This is a genomic window from Streptomyces endophyticus, from assembly GCF_035798155.1.
In the GTDB taxonomy this organism is placed as follows: domain Bacteria; phylum Actinomycetota; class Actinomycetes; order Streptomycetales; family Streptomycetaceae; genus Streptomyces; species Streptomyces endophyticus.
Window position 1 is genome coordinate 209,786 of record NZ_JAOZYC010000122.1, and the last position, 17,990, is coordinate 227,775.

Below are 17,990 nucleotides of genomic sequence, written 5' to 3' on the forward strand. Positions count from 1 at the left end.
GACTGCGAGTCATATGCGGCCGATAGTGATCATCTCTTTCGTACGACGACGAAGTCGGCGAGCGCCACGAACTCGGCGCGCACCGTGGCTGGCATCTGGACGGAGTCCAGGGCTTCGAGGGCGACGGCGTACTGGCGCCGCGCTTCTTCGGCGGTCCACTCGCGCCCGCCGGCCTCCTCGATGAGGGCGGCGCGGGCGGCGAAGTCCGCCTCGGTGAAGGTGTCGAAGTCGACGTCCTTGGCGTCGGCGGCCAGGAGCTCGCCGAGCTGCTCGGAGGCCGGTCCACCGGCGCCGAGCGCGGCGACGACCGGCAGGGACTTCTTGCGCTGGCGCAGGTCGCTCCAGGTCTGCTTGCCGGTCGACTCGGGGTCGCCCCAGATGCCGAGCAGGTCGTCGACGGCCTGGAAGGCGAGGCCCAGGTGGTAGCCGTACTTCTCCAGGGCGTCGGCTGTCGCGTCGTCGGCGCCGCCGAGGACCGCGCCGATGGAGGAGGCGCAGGCGAGCAGGGCGCCCGTCTTGTTGCCCTCCATCTCCAGGCACTCCACGACGCTGACGCGCTCGCGGTGCTCGAAGCCGATGTCCTGCGCCTGGCCGTCGATGAGGGCGCGGGTCGCGGTGGTCAGGCGCCGTGTGGCGCGGCCCGCGTCGACGGTCTCCAGCTCCAGGATGACCTCGTTGGCGAGCGCGAAGAGGGCGTCGCCGACGAGGATCGCCTGGGCGGGACCGTGCACCTTCCACACGGTGTCGCGGTGGCGGCGCTGCTCGTCGCCGTCCATCAGGTCGTCGTGCAGCAGCGAGAAGTTGTGGACGAGCTCGACCGCGACGGCGCCCGGCACGCCGACCTCCGGGGCGGCGCCCGCGGCCTGTGCGGACAGCACGGCCAGGGCGGGGCGCACGGCCTTGCCGCCGTCACCGTCGGCCGGGTTGCCCGCGGCATCGATCCAGCCGAAGTGGTAGGCGGCGACGGTGTCCATCGGGGATGCCAGGCGGTCCACCGCCGCCTTCAGCACGGGGGTGGCCAGGGTTCGGCCGCGCTCCAAAAGCGCGGTCACGTCCACCGCGTCGGCAGCCTCAGGGGCCGAGGGCACAGGTGGCACAGTCTCTCCTTGTTGGCTCAAATTCACCGGGTCATGGCCGCTCGGGACACCCCGTCCGACCTGCTCTCCGGCCGGGGGTCCGGGGGTTGTCCCCCGGGTGGATACAGCCGGATTCGCCGTTGTCGGCTTTTCCACCGTACGAAGTTCGCTGGTCACGCCGCCTCCCGGTACAGATGGCCGCGGGGGCGGCCGAGCGCGGCGAGCGCCGCGTCGGCGGCGCTGGTGCCGCTGCGGACAGCGCCTTCCATGGTCGCGGGCCACCCGGTGGCGGTCCACGCGCCGGCCAGGTACAGGCCGGGGGCATTGGTGCGGGCCGTGGGCCGCAGCGCGCCGACTCCGGGGGTCGGCGCGAAGGTCGCCGTCCGCTCCCGGGTGACGAAGAAGTCGTGGACGGTGGCACCGCGCGCGGCGGGCAGCAGCCGCTCCAGCTCCGGCAGGTACCGCTCGCGCAGGGTGGCGACCGGCGCGTCGATCTCGTCCTGCGCGGCCGACTGGGAGACGGCGAGGTACTGGGCGCCCGGCAGCGTACGGGCCAGGCCGGAGGCGTCCGTGCGGTCGAAGACCCACTGGACGGGCGAGCCGAGCGCGGTGAAGAAGGGCTGCTTGAGGACCTTGCGGCCGTAGACGACGTGCAGGTTGAGGATCGGCGCGGTGCCGATGTCGAGCAGCCGGCCGGCGTCGTCGAGGGCTCCCGCGGGCAGCAGGTCGTGCGCCTCGCGCTGCGGGACGGCGAGCACGACGGTGTCGGCGGCGAGGAGCTGGCCGGAACCTTCCGGCCCCTCGGGAACCTCGACGGCCCAACGGCCGTTGTCCGTACGGGAGATGGAGGTGACGCGTGTACGGAGTTCGGTGCGTACGCCCGCGGAGTCGAGCGCCTTGCGGGCGAGAGTGTCGTGGAGTTCACCGAGGGGCACCTTGGCCCACCCGATGTCGGCGGCGCCGGGCTCGGACAGCAGCCCGGTCTTGAAGACCATGGCGGCCAGGCCAAGCGAGGACTCGCCCGCCACGGCGTTCAGGGTCGCGACGCCGACGAGGTCCCACAGCGCCTCGATGGCCCGCTGCGTCTGACCGTGTTCGGCCAGCCAGGAGCCGAAGTCCCGTTCGTCGAGCGCCGGATCGGCGGGGTCGAGGCCCTTGAGGGCGAGCGCGGCGCGGCCGACGTTGGCGCGCTCGGCGAGCGACAGGTGCGGGTACGTGGCGAGGCTCTTGGCCAGGTGCAGCGGCACGGGCAGCGCGGTGCGCCGCAGCCGGCCGAGTCGGTTCTTCTCGGCGTCGAGTACGGGCACGTCGAGTCGTTCCTGCAGGGGCGCGAGGGAGGTGGCGTCGACGCGGTCGAGGAACCAGCGGTAGGCGGTGCAGCAGCGCAGGTACACGTGCTGGCCGTTGTCGACGGTGAGGTCGCCGCGCTTGAAGGAGAACGCCAGGCCGCCGAGCCGGGGGCGCCCTTCGAGGAGGGTGACGTCCATGCCGCCGTCGGCGAGCGCGAGCGCGGACGTGATCCCCGCGAGCCCACCGCCGACGACCACCGCGGTGGGCCGCACGCGGTCCGCGGCGTCGTCCGCCTCGGGCACGTCGTCCGGCGTGGTCCCCTCGCTCATGCGCCCTCCCCCTGGGTGGTGCCTACGGTGGTGCGTACGGCCCGCGTGGGGCCGGTTTCGACGGGTGTGGCGAACACGCGACCGACCGTTGCATGCAGGGACGCGGCGCCGCGGCGGAGGGTTGCCCGCCGCTTGGTTCTCGCCCTGTCACCCTGGCCCGCGATGTCCATCAGGCGCGCCTCCTGATGGTGCCGCGGGTGGCGCCGCGCACGACGGTGCGGGTGTCCAGGCCCGACAGGCCGCGCACGGCGACGTACGCCTTCTCGTGGCCGGGCAGCGAGACCCGGCCGCGCAGCACGGCCTCGGGGTCGCGCTCGATGCGGTCGAGCAGCCGGCGGTAGATGCCGGCCATGGCGGCGACGCAGGCGCCGGAGCGCCGGTCGAGCATGGGCAGCAGCCGGTAGCCCTCGGCGAACAGGGCACGGGCGCGGCGCACTTCGAAGTGCACGAGCCCGGCGAAGTCCGAGCCGGCCGGGGGCACGGAGCCGTGGAACCCGGCGGAGCAGCCGAACTTCGCGAGGTCGTCGGCGGGCAGATAGGTGCGCCCGTCCCCGGCGTCCTCGCGCACGTCGCGCAGGATGTTGGTCAGTTGCAGCGCGAGCCCGAGCGTGTCGGCCAGCTCCGGCGCCCGCTCGACGCCGCGCGCCCCCGGTTCCGTGCCGAACACGCCCAGCGAGACCCGCCCGATGGCGCCTGCGACGCACCGGCAGTAGACCTTCAGGTCCTCCCAGGTCTCGTAGGTCTCGCCGCGCAGGTCCATCAGGACACCGTCGATCAGTTCGTCGAGCGCGTCCAGCGGGACAGGGAAGCGGCTCGCGGCATCGGCGAGGGCGACGGCCACCGGGTCGGTGTCGTCCTCCTCGACCTTGCCGTCCTGGACGCGGCCGAGCAGCGCCCTGGTCTCGTCGAGCCGGTGCGCCTTGATGTCGGGCTCCAGGCCGCCGTCGCCGATGTCGTCGACGCGGCGCGAGAACGCGTACAGGGCCGACATGGCGCGCCGCTTCGCGGTCGGCAGCAGCCGGATACCGTAGGCGAAGTTGCGGGCCTGTTGCCCGGTGACGGTCTCGCAGTAGCTGTATGCGGCGAGCACCGGCGCCGACATGGTCTGGTCAGACTCCACGGTCTTGCTCACCCCTCTCCTCGCAGAGTCGCTCCCACCTCGCGCAGCAACCGCGCCTTGGTGGGTTTGGGTGGTCCCGGAAGCACGTCGTACGAAACGGCGGAGATCGCGTGGACCGCCGCTTTCCCCCCTGCGACGAACCCTGCCAGCAGCAGCTTCAGCCTGCCGTGGACGCTACCCACCAGGGGGGTGCCTTCATTCAGCAGCTTCAGGGCGCGTTCGGCCTCGTACGCGACCAGCGCGCGCACCGATGCGCCCGCGCTCGGCGCGGCGAGATCCGTCTCGTCGACGTGGAACTTCTTCAGGTCTTGGGCCGGCAGGTAGATCCGGTCGCGGCCCAGGTCCTCGGCCACGTCCTGGAGGTGCTCGACGATCTGGAGTCCGGTGCAGACCGCGTCCGAGAGGCGGATGCGCTCGGGGGTCGCGGTGCCGGTGATGGCCAGGACGAGACGGCCCACGGGGTTGGCGGACAGCTCGCAGTAGGCGAGCAGGTCGTCGTACGTCTCGTAGCGCGTGACCAGCTGGTCCTGGCGGTTCGCGGCGATGAGGCCGAGGAACGGTTCGGGGGTCAGCGAGCGGCGGCGGACGGTGGGCTGCAGCGCCGCCAGGAGCGGGTGGCGGGGCGTGCCGTCGAAGACCTGCCGCAGGTCGGCCTCGAAGGCGTCCAGCATCGCGAGGCGGTCGTGCGCCCGATCGGGTGACACGCCCAGGAAGCGGGCGTCCGCGCCGCCGGGGGCGAGGTCGCCGTCGCCGATGTCGTCGACGAGGCGCGCGAACCCGTATACGGCCATCAGGTCGTCGCGCCAGGCACGCGGCAGGAAGAAGGGGGCCACCGGGAAGTTCTCCTCGGCGGCCTTGTCGAGGGTGGCGCTCACCGGGCTCGCTGAATCTCCAGGGCTCTCGGCGCGCACTCGGGCGTGCTCGCTCACCGGGCGCGGCCCACTTCCCCGAGGACGGCGAAAGCCCCGCGGAGCTGGAGAGTTTCCATAGCCATTGCCGTCACAACTCCCGTTCTACACTGCGGACCCAATGCATCTCATTTCGGACACGCCGCCCGGCCGCCCGCGCGGCCGCCCAGCCCCGCAGGGGTCGGGATGTCGCGCCTTATCGCCCCACATGCCGCGATTGAGGCCGGTACAGCTTACGTTGTACAACGCCCGCCCTCGCGTCGGGGTGTTCTGCACATCACAACAACACACCGATTGACGCCAAGATTCCTTCAGGGCAAGGAAGTTGACCCACCCTTGACCGTGATCGCCAATTACTTGGTACCTACAGGCATATCAGAGGCCCCACCGGACGGAAGCCGGTAGGGCCTCATATGACGTGGTCCAGAGTCGGGCGGTTACTTACCCGTGAACTTCTCGTACTCCTTGAGTACCTCGGCCGTCGGACCGTCCATACGCAGTTCCCCGCGCTCCAACCAGAGAACGCGTTCACAGGTGTCGCGGATGGACTTGTTGTTGTGACTCACCAGGAAGACCGTGCCGGCCTCCTTGCGCAGCTCGCGGATGCGGGCCTCGGAGCGCTTCTGGAACTTGCGGTCACCGGTGGCCAGCGCCTCGTCGATCATCAGCACGTCGTGGTCCTTGGCGGCCGCGATGGAGAAGCGCAGGCGCGCGGCCATGCCGGACGAATACGTCCGCATCGGCAGCGTGATGAAGTCGCCCTTCTCGTTGATGCCGGAGAAGTCGACGATCTGCTCGTAGCGCTCCTTGATCTCCTCGCGGGACATGCCCATGGCGAGACCGCCGAGAATCACGTTGCGCTCGCCCGTCAGGTCGTTCATCAGGGCCGCGTTCACGCCGAGCAGCGAGGGCTGGCCGTTCGTGTAGACCTTGCCCTTCTCGGCCGGCAGCAGGCCCGCGATGGCGCGCAGCAGGGTCGACTTGCCGGAGCCGTTCGACCCGATGAGGCCGATGGCCTCGCCGCGGTACGAGGTGAAGGAGACGCCCTTGACGGCGTGCACCTTGCGCACGCCGCGCTCGTCGCCGCGCTTGATGATCCGGCTCAGTGCCGAGGTGGCGCTGCCCTTGCCGGTCTTGGCGCCGTTGACGCGGTACACGATGTGCAGCTCGTCGGCGATGACCGTCGGGACATGCGCGTCGGTGGGTTTGTCGAGATCAGCCACGGCCGTACCGCTCCTCTGCCTTCCAGAAGTAGACGAAGCCGAGCGCCGCGACGACCACGGCCCAGCCCAGCGCCAGGGCCCACACGTGCGGCGGCAGGTTCTCGCCGCCGTAGCCGTCGATCAGCGCGTAGCGCATCAGGTCCATGTAGACCGCCGCCGGGTTCCACTGGAGCACGTCCGCGATCCACGCCGGCTTGCCCTCCAGCATGATCGGGATGGAGAACATGACACCGGACGCGTACATCCACGTACGCATGACGAACGGCATCAGCTGCGCGAGGTCCGGGGTCTTCGAGCCGGCCCGCGCCATGATCAGTGCCAGGCCCATGTTGAACAGGAACTGCATCGCGAGGGCCGGGACGATCAGCAGCCACGACAGGCTCGGGTAGCTGCCGAAGCCGCACGCCACGACGAACAGCACGATCATCGAGAACAGCAGTTGCTGAAGCTGCTGCAGGGCGAAGGAGATGGGCAGCGAAGCGCGCGGGAAGTGCAGCGCACGCACGAGGCCCAGGTTGCCCGAGATCGCGCGGACGCCCGACATCACCGAGTTCTGCGTGAAGTGGAAGACGAACACGCCCGTCACCAGGAACGGGATGTAGACGTCGTGCGACATGCCCCGGTCGGCGCCGAGGATCAGGCCGAAGATCAAGTAGTAGACGAGGGCGTTCAGCAGCGGCGTCGCCACCTGCCAGACCTGGCCGAGCTTGGCCTGGCTGTACTGGGCGGTCAGCTTCGCCTGCGAGAAGGCGAGGATGAAATGGCGCCGGCCCCACAGCTGCCGTGCGTACTCGAACAGACCCGGGCGGGCCCCGCTGACGGTCAAGCCGTACTTGGCGGCGAGCTCGCGCCGGGAGAGCCCGTCATCGGGCGACGGGGGCGCGCTCACCGCGACACCGGCGTCATGCGTTGTCTCACTCACAAGAGGAACTTTCGTCTTCAAATGCACGGCCTGCCGTCAGGCACGAGCTTGTCAGATGACAGGGGGTCGGCCCAGTCGGGTCAGCCGCCACACCGTACGCCACTTCATGGGGCGCCTCGGCCCGCAGGGGGTCGTCCAGCCCTCCTTGAAACCGCCGAGCCAGGCCCTCAGCGCCGGGCCCGAGGGCCGGCGGGCCAGGGTGAGCAGCAGCCACACGCCGAGGTACACGGGCACCAGCGGTGCGGGCAGGTTGCGGCGGGCCAGCCAGACGCGGTTGCGGGCCACCATGCGGTGGTAGACCGCGTGCCGGGACGGGGCCGTGGTGGGGTGGTGGAGGACCATGTCGGCGCGGTAGTCGATCATCCAGCCCGCGTCGAGGGCACGCCAGGCGAGGTCGGTCTCCTCGTGGGCGTAGAAGAACTCGGCGGGCAGCGGCCCGGCCTCGGCGATGACCCGCGTACGGACGGCGTTGGCGCCGCCGAGGAACGTGGTCACGCGCGAGGAGTGCATCGGGTCGGACGCGCGCAGCCTGGGCACGTGCCGGCGCTGGGTCTCGCCGGTGTCCGGGTCCGCGATGCGGAAGCTGACGATGCCGAGCTTCGGGTCGGCGGCGAAGGCATCGCGGCACTTCTCGGCCGTGTCCGTCAGCGGCAGCAGCCCGTCGTCGTCCAGGAACATCAGGATGTCGACGTCGGAGCCGGACGGGCCGAAGGCCTCGATGCCGACGTTGCGTCCGCCGGGGATGCCGAGGTTCTCGGGCAGCTCGATGGTCCGCACGCCCTCAGGGACGTCCGGGACCGGGGAGCCGTTGCCGACCACGACCACCTCGACCGGGTCGCCGTCCTGCTTGGCGACCGAGTCGAGGAGGGCGCGCAGCTCGGCCGGCCGGTTGCCCATGGTGATGACAACCGCGCCGACCTTCGACCGCTGTGTCCCGCCGCTCACTTGAGCCTGCTCGAAGCGAGGATGGACACGAGGTGGAGCAGGGTCTGGAGGACCGCGATGCCCGCCAGGACGGCCACACCCAGGCGCGAGAAGAACAGGTCGCCCCGGATCTGGTCCACGATCGCCAGGACCAGGATCAGGAGCGTCGCCTCGATGCCCAGGATGAGCCGGTGGAACTTCAGCATCGCCGCGGCCCTGCGGGCCAGGGCCATGCCGGAGGAGCGCATCTCGGACGCGGACTCCTTGACCTGCTCCTTGCCGGTGGCCGCACGGGCCAGGCCGACCAGGTCCGTCTCGGCCTTGATCATGATGGCGCCGAGCGCGGCGAGCGTGCCGAGGAAGGCCCACAGCCAGTCGATCCGTCCCGTACCGAACAGGTCGGCGGCGCGCAGCCCGAAGCCGACGAGGACGGCGGCGTCGGTCAGATACGCACCGACCCGGTCCATCCACACGCCGGCCAGCGAGTACTGCTTGCGCCAGCGCGCGATCTCGCCGTCGACGCAGTCGAGCAGCAGGTACAGCTGCACGGCGACGACGCCGAGGACCGCGCCCCAGATGCCCGGCACCAGGAGCGCCGGGGCCGCGAGGACACCGCAGACGGTCATCAGGTAGGTCAGCTGGTTGGGCGAGACCTTGGTGTTCACCAGGTGGCGGTCCACACGCAGCGAGACCTCGCGCATGTAGAGCCGGCCCATCCAGTGCTCACCGCTCCTGCGGTCCTTCACCCCGGCGGGGTGAACGACCGGGCGGAGTTCAGCTACCGATGGCTTTTGCATAGTCGGCGTAGGCGTCCCTGATCTGATCGGTGGAGAGGTCGAGGTGTTCGAGGATCGTGAAGCGGCCCGGACGGGTCTGCGGCGCGAACTCGACGACCTTCACGAACTCGTCCACGGTGAAGCCGATCTCCTCCGGCAGCACGGGCAGGCCGTGCCGGCGCAGCACCTCGGCCATGTACGCGGACTGGTCGTGGGCACCGCGCAGGTGCATCGCGAAGGCCGCGCCCAGGCCGCACTGCTCGCCGTGGCTGGCGGCGCGCTTGGGGTAGAGGAGGTCGAAGGCGTGGTTGATCTCGTGGCAGGCACCGGAGGCCGGCCGCGAGTCACCCGAGACCGACATGGCGATACCGGTGAGGACCAGGCCCTCGGCGAGCACCTGCAGGAAGTCGTCGTCGCCGACGCCGCCGGGGTGCCGCAGCACCGCCTCGCCCGCCTGGCGGGCCATGGCGGCGGCCAGGCCGTCGATGTCCTCGCCGCGCTCGCGAACGCCCAGCTCCCAGTCCGCGACCGCGGAGATGTTGGAGAGGGCGTCACCGATTCCGGACCGTACGAAACGGACCGGGGCCTCGCGGATGATGTCGAGGTCGATGACGACGCCGATCGGGTTCGGCACACCGTACGAGCCGCGGCCCGCGTCGTTGTCGAGGGTCGCGACGGGCGAGCACAGGCCGTCGTGCGACAGGTTCGTCGCGACGGCGACCAGCGGCACGCCGACGCGCGACGCCGCGAACTTGGCGCAGTCGATGATCTTGCCGCCGCCGAGGCCGACCAGGGCGTCGTAGCGGTTCGACTTCTTGACGTCGTCAGCGAGCTTGATCGCGTCGTCGATGGTGCCGCCGCCGACCTCGAACCAGTCGGCGCGGGGCAGCGAGGGCTCCAGTCGGGCCCGCAGGGCGGCGCCCGAACCACCGCTGATCGCGATGGCCAGGCGCCCCGTGGACGACGAGATCCTCTGGTCGGCGAGGACCTTGGCCAGGTCGTCGAGCGCCCCCGGCCGGATGTCGACGACGACCGGCGAGGGAATGAGCCTCGTCAGTACTGGCACGCGATCTCCCGCCCCTTGGCCAGGTCGTCGTGGTTGTCGATCTCGACCCACGGAACGTCGCCGATGGGCGCGACGTCGACCTTGAAGCCGCGGTTCACGAGCTCCTGGTAGCCGTCCTCGTAGTACAGCTGCGGGTCACGCTCGTACGTGGCCTTCAGGGCGTCGGCCAGCTCGTCGGCGGCCTCGCCCTCGATGAGGGTGACGCCGATGTACTCGCCGGTGGCCTCGGACGGGTCCATCAGCTTCGTGATCTTCTGGACGCCCTTGTCGGGGTCCACGACGACCTTCATCTCCTCGTCGCCCAGGTCCTTGACCGTGTCGAGCGCGAGGATGATCTTCTTGCCGTCGCCGCGGGCGGCGAGCAGCGTCTTCTCGACGGAGACCGGGTGCACCGTGTCGCCGTTGGCGAGGATCACCGTGTGCTTCATGGCGTCACGGCCGCACCACAGGGAGTAGGCGTTGTTCCACTTCTCGGCCACGTCGTTCTCGATGAGCGTGAGCTTGAGACCGTACTTCGCCTCGAGCGCGGCCTGGCGCTCGTAGACGACCTCCTTGCGGTAGCCGACGATGATGCCGACCTCGGTGAGGCCGATCTCGGCGAAGTTCTTCAGCGTGAGGTCGAGTACGGAGAGCTCGTTCTCGGTTCCCTCGCCCACGACGGGCACGAGCGCCTTGGGGAGCGTCTCGGTGTAGGGGCGAAGCCGGCTGCCGGCGCCGGCGGCCAGGACGAGGCCGATCATGCGGGTTCTCCTTCATCGTGTACGGCGGGTGCTCCGCGCTGAGCGGAGGCGACCCAGAAGCGGATGCTCTCTGCGAGCACCACGAGTGCCACGGCCACGGCGAGCACCGTGAGCGCGATGGCGAAATCTGTGGGGATGAGCAGCGCGGCGAGGACCGTGACCACCAGTGTCCGGCCTTCGTGCCCGCCGATCGCCCGCACCAGCCAGTGCGGGGGCGCCCCGGCGTTGCCGCGAATGCGGTACACCGTGTCGTAGTGATGGTAGGCGACCGCCGCCACGAGGCCGAAAGCCGCGGGCAGGGCGCCCTGTACGTCCGCGCGGGCGGCGAGGACCAGGATCGTGAGGTACTCACCGGCCCGGAAGATCGGGGGCACGAGCCAGTCGAGGGCGCCCTTGAGGGGACGGGCGACGGCGAGGCCCGACGTGACGCAGTACACGGCCGCGGCCACGACAGGCCAGACGCTGCCGAAGTCCGTGAGCGCGCTCACGGCGACGACCACGACGGCTCCGACGGCGGCGACCACAGGGCCGATGACGAGGGCGGCCTTCGCCTTGAGGGTCTTGCCGATCACCTCGGAGAGCGGGCCGGAGTCGGCGAGGTCAGCGAGCGCCTCGGCGGCCCGGTCGGTACGGCGCGCCCTGCGGGTCAGCGAGCGCAGGACGCGGCCCGCGGTCGTGTAGCAGGCGGCGAGCGCGCAGCCGATGAGCAGCATGTAGAAGGTGATGCGCGGCGTGGTCAGCGCGGTGAAGAGCGCGATCAGCGCCCAGCGTTCACCGATCGGCAGGACGACCATGCGGCGGGCCCAGACGGTCCAGCCGACGGAGTCGAGCTTGCCGGACAGGGACGCGGTGGGGCTGGCCCCCGCCAATTCACCCAGCGCCTCGGCGTCGTGATTCGCCTCGTTGAACGAGAAGTCGATCACGTGCCGGCCGGTCTGAAGCACCATCGCGCCGAGTGCGAGGGCCCATACGTCGTCGCCGCTGGCGTTCGCGGCGCCGAGCGCGAGGCCCGCGTAGTAGGCGTACTCCTTGGCCCGGTCGAACGTCGCGTCCAGCCAGGCGCCCATCGTCGAGTACTGCAGCGAGTAGCGGGCGAGCTGCCCGTCGGTGCAGTCCAGGACGAAGGAGGCGAGCAGCAGGACGCCCGCCGCGACGAACCCGGCGCGGGTGCCGGTCGCCGCGCAGCCCGCGGCGATCAGCGCGACGAGCAGCGACGCGGTGGTGACCTGGTTCGGGGTCAGGCCCCGGCGTGCGCACCAGCGCGCGATGTAGCGGGAGTACGGGCTGATGCAGTAGGTGGTGAAGAAGCCGTCGCGCGCCTTGACCGCCGTACGCAGCCGGATCGCCTCGTCGTCGACGGCGGCGAGGGCCTGCCGGGCCTCGTTGCGGGCCTGCGGGTCGGCGGGCACCGCGGCGACGAGCTCACCGAGCTCGGGGTGGTGCACGTCGACGCCGTCCGTCTCCAGGCTCTTCGCCACGACGTCCGGGTCGACGCCGGTCCGCGCGACCGCGCGGGTCAGCGCCTGGCGGGCGGCGGGCTGCGCGGTGAGCGCACCGGGGATCGCCGACGCGGGAAAACGCGGGTCGGTGAGGCCGAGGCGCAGGGCGTGGACATGGCCCACGAAGCCCGCGTCCACGACCGCGACCCGCTGCTCGCCGGGGACGGCCGCGAGCGCCGCTTCGGCGTCCGCGGTGTCCGGGGCGAGCCGCACGTCGAAGCCGAGCGCCCGCAGATCTCCCTCAAGGGACGATCCGGGAACCGGCTGACCGGTGACGATGGCGGTCGACAGACGAACTCACTCCTTGGGTGCCGACGCGAGAGGGCGCCGGGCTCATGCATGGTGGAGCGCCCGGCGCGAATGCGCGGCCGGGCGGCATGTCGGCAGAGGCTATCGGATGGCGCAACCGGGCGTTCGCTGCCCGTTTACCGACCGATTGGCCCCTGTCTCATGCGGTCCGCGCAGGGCCGACCGCGCGCTCATCATTGACGATCAAGTACGCGGGCCACAAACCAGGGGTGGCCCGGGTCCGTAACCGGGGGTAGCCGGTGGCGCGAACCGGGGCGAGCCCGGTTCGGTCTTAGGGTGGTGCGCCATGACGTGGCTGATCACCGGCGGAGCCGGATACATCGGGGCCCATGTGGCGCTGGCTATGACGGAGGCGGGCGAGCGGGTCGTCGTCCTCGACAACGTGACCTCGGGGGTGCCCTCCCGGCTTCCCGAGGCGATCCCGCTGGTGCGCGGCTCGGCGCTGGACACCGAGTTGGTGGCCCGGGTGTGCGCGGAGCACGAGGTGACGGGCGTCGTCCATCTCGCCGCGCACAAGCAGGTCGGCGAGTCGGTGGAGAAGCCGGAGCTGTACTACCGGGACAACGTGGGCGGGCTCGCCGCGCTCCTGGAGACGGTCGCGGCGGCCGGGGTGCGCCGCTTCGTGTTCTCCTCGTCGGCGGCCGTCTACGGCAATCCGGATGTGGGCCTCATCACCGAGTCCACGGCCACCGCGCCCGTGAACCCGTACGGCGAGACGAAGCTCGCGGGCGAGTGGCTGGTGCGGGCGGCCGGGCACGCGCACGGCATGGCGACGGTCTGCCTGCGCTACTTCAACGTGGCGGGCGCGGCGGCGCCGGAGCTCGCGGACATCGGCGTCTACAACGTGATCCCGATGGTCTTCGACCGCCTCACCCGCGGCGAGTCCCCGCGGATCTTCGGCGACGACTACCCGACCCCGGACGGCACCTGCGTACGTGACTACATTCACGTCGCCGACCTCGCCGAGGCGCACCTGGCGGCGGCCCGCCGGCTGTCCGGGCCCGACGCAAGCGGGGATCTGACGCTCAACATCGGCACCGGGCAGGGCGCCTCCGTGCGTGAGCTGATCGACGTGATCGCGGAGGTGTCGGGGAACCGCACCCCCGCGATCGTCGAACCGCGCCGCCCGGGCGACGCCCCGCGCGCGGTCGGCTCCTCCGCGCTCGCCGAGAAGGAGCTCGGCTGGAGCGCGCGGCGCGACGTGCGCGAGATGGTCGGGTCGGCCTGGGCCGGCTGGTGCCTTCGGCACCCCGAGGCGACCGGGAAGTGATCTCCGCGGTGCCCTGACCTGCGTACACGCGGCACATCGTTTACGCAGGTCAGGGCACATGACAACGGTGTTCAGCGCCATGTTTGCGGATACCCCCTACCCGTAGTTCACTGTGATCGTCGCCCCCGACCAGGGCAACGCGCCGGATCGATACGTAGGGGGATTTCGATGGGCCTCGGGCACGATCACGACCACGGGCACGGTCACGGACCGACGACCGGGACGGCCGCGGCCGCCCACCGCGGGCGGCTGCGGATCGCGCTGTCGATCACGATCACCGTGATGGTGGTGGAGATCATCGGCGGCATCGTCGCCGACTCGCTCGCGCTGATCGCGGATGCCGCCCACATGGCGACGGACGCGCTCGGCCTCGCGATGGCCCTGATCGCGATCCACTTCGCCAACCGCCCGGCGAGCGACCAGCGCACCTTCGGCTACGCGCGCGCCGAGATCCTCGCCGCGCTCGCCAACTGCCTGCTGCTGCTCGGCGTCGGCGGCTATGTCCTGTACGAGGCGATCCAGCGGTTCATGGAGCCGGCCGAGACGGCGGGCGGGCAGACGATCGTCTTCGGCCTGATCGGCCTGGTGGCGAACATGATTTCGCTGTCCCTCCTGGTGAAGGGGCAGCAGGAGAGCCTGAACGTGCGCGGCGCCTTCCTGGAGGTGGCCGCCGACGCGCTCGGTTCCCTCGCGGTGCTGATCTCCGCCGCGATCATCCTGACCACGGGCTGGCAGCCCGCCGACCCGATCGCCTCGCTCGTCATCGGCCTCATGATCGTCCCGCGTACGGTGAAGCTGCTGCGCGAGACGCTGAACGTGCTGCTCGAATCGGCGCCCAAGGGCGTCGACATGGCGGAGGTCAGGGCCCACATACTGGCGCTGTCCGGCGTCGAGGACGTGCACGATCTGCACGCCTGGACGATCACCTCGGGGATGCCGGTGCTCTCGGCGCACGTCGTCGTCAGCACGGAGATGCTCGGCTCGATCGGCCACGAGAAGATGCTCCACGAACTGCAGGGCTGTCTCGGCGACCACTTCGACGTGGAGCACTGCACGTTCCAGCTGGAGCCCACCGGGCACGCCGAGCACGAGGCGCGCCTGTGCCACTGAACGGCACCCCTTCACTCACACACTTCCACTCGCACACTCAAAGGTTTTCAGGTTGACCGACACCAAGACGCACACGTGGCGCACGCGCCCCGAGACCGGGGCCGACCGCGCGGCGGTGCACGCCGTCAACGCCGCCGCCTTCCCCACGGAGGCCGAGGCCGACCTCGTCGACGCCCTGCGCGCCGACAAGGACGCGTGGTTGGAGGGACTGTCGTACGTGGCCGAGGCCCCGGACGGCACCGTCGTCGCGCACGCGCTGATCACCCGCTGCACGGTGGACGGCGCGCCCGCCGCGGCGCTCGCGCCCTGTGCGGTGCTGCCGGAGTACCAGCGCACGGGGGCCGGTTCGGCCGTCGTACGCGCGGTGCTGGAGGCGGCACGCGCGCGTGGGGAGCGACTTGTGCTGGTCCTCGGGCATCCGGAGTACTACCCGAGGTTCGGTTTCACGCCCGCCTCGGGGTACGGCATCCGGCCCGGTTTCGACGTGCCGGACGAGGCGATGATGGCTCTCGTTCTGGATGAAGGCGACGATTCCGGACAGCTCCCGCGGGGCACGATCACCTACCCGGCCGCGTTCGGCGTCTGATCGGCGCCTACGGTTGTTCCGCCCGGCCGCGAGGTCTGGCGGGACTTGCGGGACACCGACAGCACGGGGGTTGTCCGTCCCGTACGGCAGACTTGGTTCGAGGACCGAAACGAAGGATAGGTATGCCGATCACACCTGCCCCCACGGCGAACAGCTCGTCGAACGGCACCGCGGAAGCGATCTTGCTCGAACTCGTCGACGAGGACGGCAGGACGATCGGCACGGCGGAGAAGCTCGCGGCGCACCAGCCGCCCGGGCAGCTGCACAGAGCGTTCTCGGTGTTCCTCTTCGACGAGCAGGGCCGGCTGCTGCTCCAGCAGCGGGCGCTCGGCAAGTACCACTCCCCCGGCGTCTGGTCGAACACCTGCTGCGGCCACCCGTACCCCGGCGAGGCCCCGTTCGCGGCGGCCGCGCGCCGCACCTTCGAGGAGCTCGGCGTCTCGCCGTCCCTGATGGCCGAGGCCGGCACGGTGCGCTACAACCACCCGGACCCGGAGTCGGGCCTGGTGGAGCAGGAGTACAACCACCTCTTCGTGGGCCTCGTGCAGGCGTCGCTCGACCCCGACCCGGAGGAGGTCGGGGAGACGGCTTTCGTGACGGCCGACGAGCTGGCCGAGCGGCATGCCAAGGACCCGTTCTCGGCGTGGTTCATGACCGTCCTCGACGCGGCGCGGCCCGCGGTCAGAGAGCTGACAGGCCAGTCGGCGGGCTGGTAACCGTCTCGGGCTTGAGGGGCAGGGCGGCCCAGATCACCTTGCCCCCGCTCGCGGTGCTGGCGACGTCGCAGACGCCGCCCGCCTCCGCGGTGATCTCGCGGACGAGCAGCAGGCCGCGGCCGCCGGTCTGACCGCTGGTGGCCTCGAGTGCCGTGGGTTTGTAGGGGTGTTCGTCCTCCACGGACACCCGCACCCACTCGGGCCCCACGGCGACCTCCACGGCGAGCATCGGCGAGACGACGGCGGCGTGCTTCACCGCGTTCGTGACGAGTTCGGAGACGATCACGAGCAGCCCGTGCACGAGGTCGTCCGGGGCGGGCACGCCCTGCCGGGTGAGCAACTCCCGCACCGCGCGCCGGGCCTGCGGCACGGAGGCGTCGACCGCCTGCGTCGTGAACCGCCACACTCCCTCGTACGGGAGCGGCCCGTCCGCGGGACGGTCAGGAGGCGCTCCCCCGCTGTCCTGAGGACGTGGATGGGATCCCCACCCGTGGTCGCTCATTGTCAGGTCGCCGCCCTTGCGCTCGATTGTCACCACGCTTCGAGTGTTGGGAATCACCTGCTTCGGGCCGCCGTACTGACCAGAAGTCAGCGAGTATCGACGGCATTTGATCGTTGATGGCCGCGCAGGTCGGAGACCTGATCACTCCCGACCCGAATATGCCCGACTTAAGCCTTCTTAAGCTTGTTCTACGAGCTGTCCGACACGCCGACCGGGCCGACGGCCGGGCTAGCATCCGACCCATGTCTTCCGTGTCCCCGCAGCAGCTCACGCACGCCGTCGCCGAGGGCGTCGTCACTGTCGTGATCGACCATCCGGCCAAGCGCAACGCCATGACCGACGCCATGTGGGCGTCCCTGCCGCCGCTCCTCGACCGGCTCGCGGCCGATCCGGAGGTCCGGGTGCTCGTGCTCACCGGGGCCGGGGACACGTTCTGCGCCGGGGCCGACATATCGACTCTTCGCGAGGGGGCGGCGCAGGGGCTCGCGGTCGCGGCGGAGGACGCGCTCGCCGCCTTCCCGAAGCCGACGCTCGCCGTGGTGCGCGGGTACTGCGTGGGCGGCGGCAGCCAGTTGGCGGCGGCCTGCGATCTGCGGTTCGCCGCCGACGGCGCGCTGTTCGGGGTGACCCCGGCCAAGCTCGGGATCGTCTACCCGGCCTCCTCCACGCGCCGCCTCGCCGCGCTCGTGGGACCGGCGACCGCCAAGTACCTGCTGTTCTCGGGCGAGTTGATCGGTTCCGAGCGGGCGCTGCGCACCGGGCTCGTCGACGAGGTGCTGTCCGAGGACGGACTGGACAAGCGGGTCGCCGAGTTCACCCGCACCCTCGCCACCCGCTCGCAGCTGACGCAGGCCGCCTCCAAGGAGTTCGTGACGGGCCGCACGGACCGCGACGCGCACTGGGCCGAGCAGGCGGGCGCGGGCGGCGAGAGCGCGGAGGGCATCGCCGCGTTCCTGGAGCGGCGTGCGCCGCGCTTCGAGTGGACCGTGGGGGCCTAGGTCGCCGGGCGGAACATCGCCACGATGTGCGCAGGGGCCTTGTCCGGGGAGCCGGCGTCGTAGGGCGGCTGCGGGTCGTACTCGGTCATCAGCTGGATGGCCTGGGCGGTCTCGTCCCCCGCGATCCGGCCCGCGAGGGCGAGGCCCATGTCGATGCCGGACGAGACGCCGGCCGCGGTGACGTACTTGCCGTCGAAGACCACGCGCCGCCCTGTCGACCGGGCGCCGAGCCGGTCCAGTTCCTCCAGGGCGAGCCAGTGCGAGGTGGCCTCGCGCCCCTTGAGCAGGCCCGCGGCGGCGAGCGCGAGGGAGCCCGTGCACACGGACGTCGTCCAGGTGCTGGAGGTGTCCGCGGCGCGCAGCCACTCCAGGAGCGGCCCGTTCCGCGTCTGGTCGCTCTGCTCGGGTCCGCCTGGCACGACGACCACGTCCGGGGAGCCCACCTCGTCGAAGGTCTTGTCCGCGACGAGCGCGAGCCGCCCCGTGTCGTCCCGCACGGGGCCGGTCCGCTCGGCCACGAAGACGACGTCGGCGTCCGGAATGCCGCCGAGGGTCTGGTACGGGCCGATGGCGTCGAGGGCGGTGAACCGCTCGTAGAGGGCGATGGCGATCTGCATGTCATGCCT

At 71.1% G+C, this 17,990-nt stretch carries 17 protein-coding genes and 1 pseudogene; 5 read left to right on the forward strand and 13 right to left on the reverse strand.

Annotation, left to right across the window (positions count from 1 at the left end; all coding sequences use genetic code 11):
- Nucleotides 1-29 precede the first annotated feature (29 nt).
- From OKJ99_RS19465 to OKJ99_RS19515, 11 genes are all read right to left on the reverse strand, one after another.
- A complete protein-coding gene (locus OKJ99_RS19465) occupies nt 30-1,088 on the reverse strand; it encodes a polyprenyl synthetase family protein (RefSeq protein WP_326018155.1) in 1,059 nt (352 codons plus the stop codon).
- Nucleotides 1,089-1,249: 161 nt separating this feature from the next.
- Nucleotides 1,250-2,695 (reverse strand): hydroxysqualene dehydroxylase HpnE, encoded by a 1,446-nt coding sequence (hpnE, locus tag OKJ99_RS19470; RefSeq protein ID WP_326017999.1) that lies wholly within the window; start codon nt 2,693-2,695, stop codon nt 1,250-1,252.
- A gap of 169 nt (nt 2,696-2,864) precedes the next feature.
- Complete coding sequence (hpnD, locus tag OKJ99_RS19475; RefSeq protein ID WP_326018156.1) at nt 2,865-3,797, reverse strand: presqualene diphosphate synthase HpnD; 933 nt, start codon at nt 3,795-3,797, stop codon at nt 2,865-2,867.
- A gap of 26 nt (nt 3,798-3,823) precedes the next feature.
- On the reverse strand, nt 3,824-4,726 hold the full coding sequence (gene hpnC / locus OKJ99_RS19480; RefSeq protein ID WP_407700722.1) for a squalene synthase HpnC: 903 nt from the start codon (nt 4,724-4,726) through the stop codon (nt 3,824-3,826).
- Between the two features lie 434 nt (nt 4,727-5,160).
- Nucleotides 5,161-5,946 carry an ABC transporter ATP-binding protein gene (locus OKJ99_RS19485; protein ID WP_326018003.1) on the reverse strand — a complete coding sequence of 262 codons (786 nt, stop codon included), beginning with the start codon at nt 5,944-5,946 and terminating at the stop codon, nt 5,161-5,163.
- Nucleotides 5,939-6,868 carry an ABC transporter permease gene (locus tag OKJ99_RS19490; RefSeq protein ID WP_326018005.1) on the reverse strand — a complete coding sequence of 310 codons (930 nt, stop codon included), beginning with the start codon at nt 6,866-6,868 and terminating at the stop codon, nt 5,939-5,941. Before OKJ99_RS19490 ends, OKJ99_RS19485 begins: the two co-directional genes overlap by 8 nt.
- A gap of 51 nt (nt 6,869-6,919) precedes the next feature.
- Nucleotides 6,920-7,765: a glycosyltransferase family 2 protein gene (locus OKJ99_RS19495; protein WP_326018157.1), complete on the reverse strand. Its 846-nt coding sequence runs from the start codon at nt 7,763-7,765 to the stop codon at nt 6,920-6,922.
- A gap of 44 nt (nt 7,766-7,809) precedes the next feature.
- Nucleotides 7,810-8,589, reverse strand: coding sequence for a CDP-alcohol phosphatidyltransferase family protein (locus OKJ99_RS19500; protein ID WP_326018007.1), 780 nt, complete (start codon nt 8,587-8,589; stop codon nt 7,810-7,812).
- Nucleotides 8,567-9,634 carry an iron-containing alcohol dehydrogenase family protein gene (locus tag OKJ99_RS19505; protein ID WP_326018008.1) on the reverse strand — a complete coding sequence of 356 codons (1,068 nt, stop codon included), beginning with the start codon at nt 9,632-9,634 and terminating at the stop codon, nt 8,567-8,569. The genes OKJ99_RS19500 and OKJ99_RS19505 overlap by 23 nt, the downstream gene beginning before the upstream one ends.
- Nucleotides 9,622-10,374, reverse strand: coding sequence for a phosphocholine cytidylyltransferase family protein (locus tag OKJ99_RS19510; RefSeq protein WP_326018009.1), 753 nt, complete (start codon nt 10,372-10,374; stop codon nt 9,622-9,624). Before OKJ99_RS19510 ends, OKJ99_RS19505 begins: the two co-directional genes overlap by 13 nt.
- Nucleotides 10,371-12,164, reverse strand: a complete 1,794-nt coding sequence (locus OKJ99_RS19515) for a DUF5941 domain-containing protein (protein WP_326018158.1) — start codon at nt 12,162-12,164, stop codon at nt 10,371-10,373. Before OKJ99_RS19515 ends, OKJ99_RS19510 begins: the two co-directional genes overlap by 4 nt.
- 304 nt (nt 12,165-12,468) lie before the next feature.
- On the opposite strand from OKJ99_RS19515, the gene galE reads away from it, so the two are divergent.
- From galE to idi, 4 genes and pseudogenes are all read left to right on the forward strand, one after another.
- Nucleotides 12,469-13,452 carry a UDP-glucose 4-epimerase GalE gene (galE, locus tag OKJ99_RS19520; protein WP_326018011.1) on the forward strand — a complete coding sequence of 328 codons (984 nt, stop codon included), beginning with the start codon at nt 12,469-12,471 and terminating at the stop codon, nt 13,450-13,452.
- A 168-nt stretch (nt 13,453-13,620) separates the two neighbouring features.
- Nucleotides 13,621-14,562, forward strand: a complete 942-nt coding sequence (locus OKJ99_RS19525) for a cation diffusion facilitator family transporter (protein ID WP_326018013.1) — start codon at nt 13,621-13,623, stop codon at nt 14,560-14,562.
- A 76-nt stretch (nt 14,563-14,638) separates the two neighbouring features.
- Nucleotides 14,639-15,148 (forward strand): annotated as a pseudogene (locus OKJ99_RS19530) (GNAT family N-acetyltransferase); the annotation flags it as partial.
- A 122-nt stretch (nt 15,149-15,270) separates the two neighbouring features.
- Nucleotides 15,271-15,864, forward strand: coding sequence for an isopentenyl-diphosphate Delta-isomerase (gene idi / locus OKJ99_RS19535; protein ID WP_326018014.1), 594 nt, complete (start codon nt 15,271-15,273; stop codon nt 15,862-15,864).
- Here idi and OKJ99_RS19540 read toward each other — a convergent pair.
- Nucleotides 15,830-16,366: an ATP-binding protein gene (locus tag OKJ99_RS19540; protein ID WP_326018159.1), complete on the reverse strand. Its 537-nt coding sequence runs from the start codon at nt 16,364-16,366 to the stop codon at nt 15,830-15,832. The genes idi and OKJ99_RS19540 overlap by 35 nt on opposite strands.
- A 242-nt stretch (nt 16,367-16,608) precedes the next feature.
- On the opposite strand from OKJ99_RS19540, the gene OKJ99_RS19545 reads away from it, so the two are divergent.
- A complete protein-coding gene (locus OKJ99_RS19545) occupies nt 16,609-17,364 on the forward strand; it encodes an enoyl-CoA hydratase/isomerase family protein (protein ID WP_326018016.1) in 756 nt (251 codons plus the stop codon).
- Here OKJ99_RS19545 and OKJ99_RS19550 read toward each other — a convergent pair.
- Entirely contained in the window at nt 17,361-17,981 is a 621-nt protein-coding gene (locus OKJ99_RS19550; RefSeq protein ID WP_326018018.1) for a DJ-1/PfpI family protein, read from the reverse strand. The two genes, OKJ99_RS19545 and OKJ99_RS19550, sit on opposite strands and share 4 nt — an antisense overlap.
- Nucleotides 17,982-17,990: the final 9 nt, after the last annotated feature.

Excerpts from the sequence above, each read along its gene's own strand:
- hpnE (WP_326017999.1), bottom strand. The coding sequence starts at position 2,695 with ATGAGCGAGGGGACCACGCCGGACGACGTGCCCGAGGCGGACGACGCC.
- OKJ99_RS19540 (WP_326018159.1), bottom strand. The coding sequence starts at position 16,366 with ATGAGCGACCACGGGTGGGGATCCCATCCACGTCCTCAGGACAGCGGG.
- OKJ99_RS19500 (WP_326018007.1), bottom strand. The coding sequence starts at position 8,589 with ATGCAAAAGCCATCGGTAGCTGAACTCCGCCCGGTCGTTCACCCCGCC.
- OKJ99_RS19545 (WP_326018016.1), top strand. The coding sequence starts at position 16,609 with ATGTCTTCCGTGTCCCCGCAGCAGCTCACGCACGCCGTCGCCGAGGGC.
- OKJ99_RS19550 (WP_326018018.1), bottom strand. The coding sequence starts at position 17,981 with ATGCAGATCGCCATCGCCCTCTACGAGCGGTTCACCGCCCTCGACGCC.
- hpnD (WP_326018156.1), bottom strand. The coding sequence starts at position 3,797 with ATGTCGGCGCCGGTGCTCGCCGCATACAGCTACTGCGAGACCGTCACC.
- OKJ99_RS19510 (WP_326018009.1), bottom strand. The coding sequence starts at position 10,374 with ATGATCGGCCTCGTCCTGGCCGCCGGCGCCGGCAGCCGGCTTCGCCCC.
- OKJ99_RS19495 (WP_326018157.1), bottom strand. The coding sequence starts at position 7,765 with ATGGGCAACCGGCCGGCCGAGCTGCGCGCCCTCCTCGACTCGGTCGCC.
- idi (WP_326018014.1), top strand. The coding sequence starts at position 15,271 with ATGCCGATCACACCTGCCCCCACGGCGAACAGCTCGTCGAACGGCACC.
- OKJ99_RS19525 (WP_326018013.1), top strand. The coding sequence starts at position 13,621 with ATGGGCCTCGGGCACGATCACGACCACGGGCACGGTCACGGACCGACG.
- galE (WP_326018011.1), top strand. The coding sequence starts at position 12,469 with ATGACGTGGCTGATCACCGGCGGAGCCGGATACATCGGGGCCCATGTG.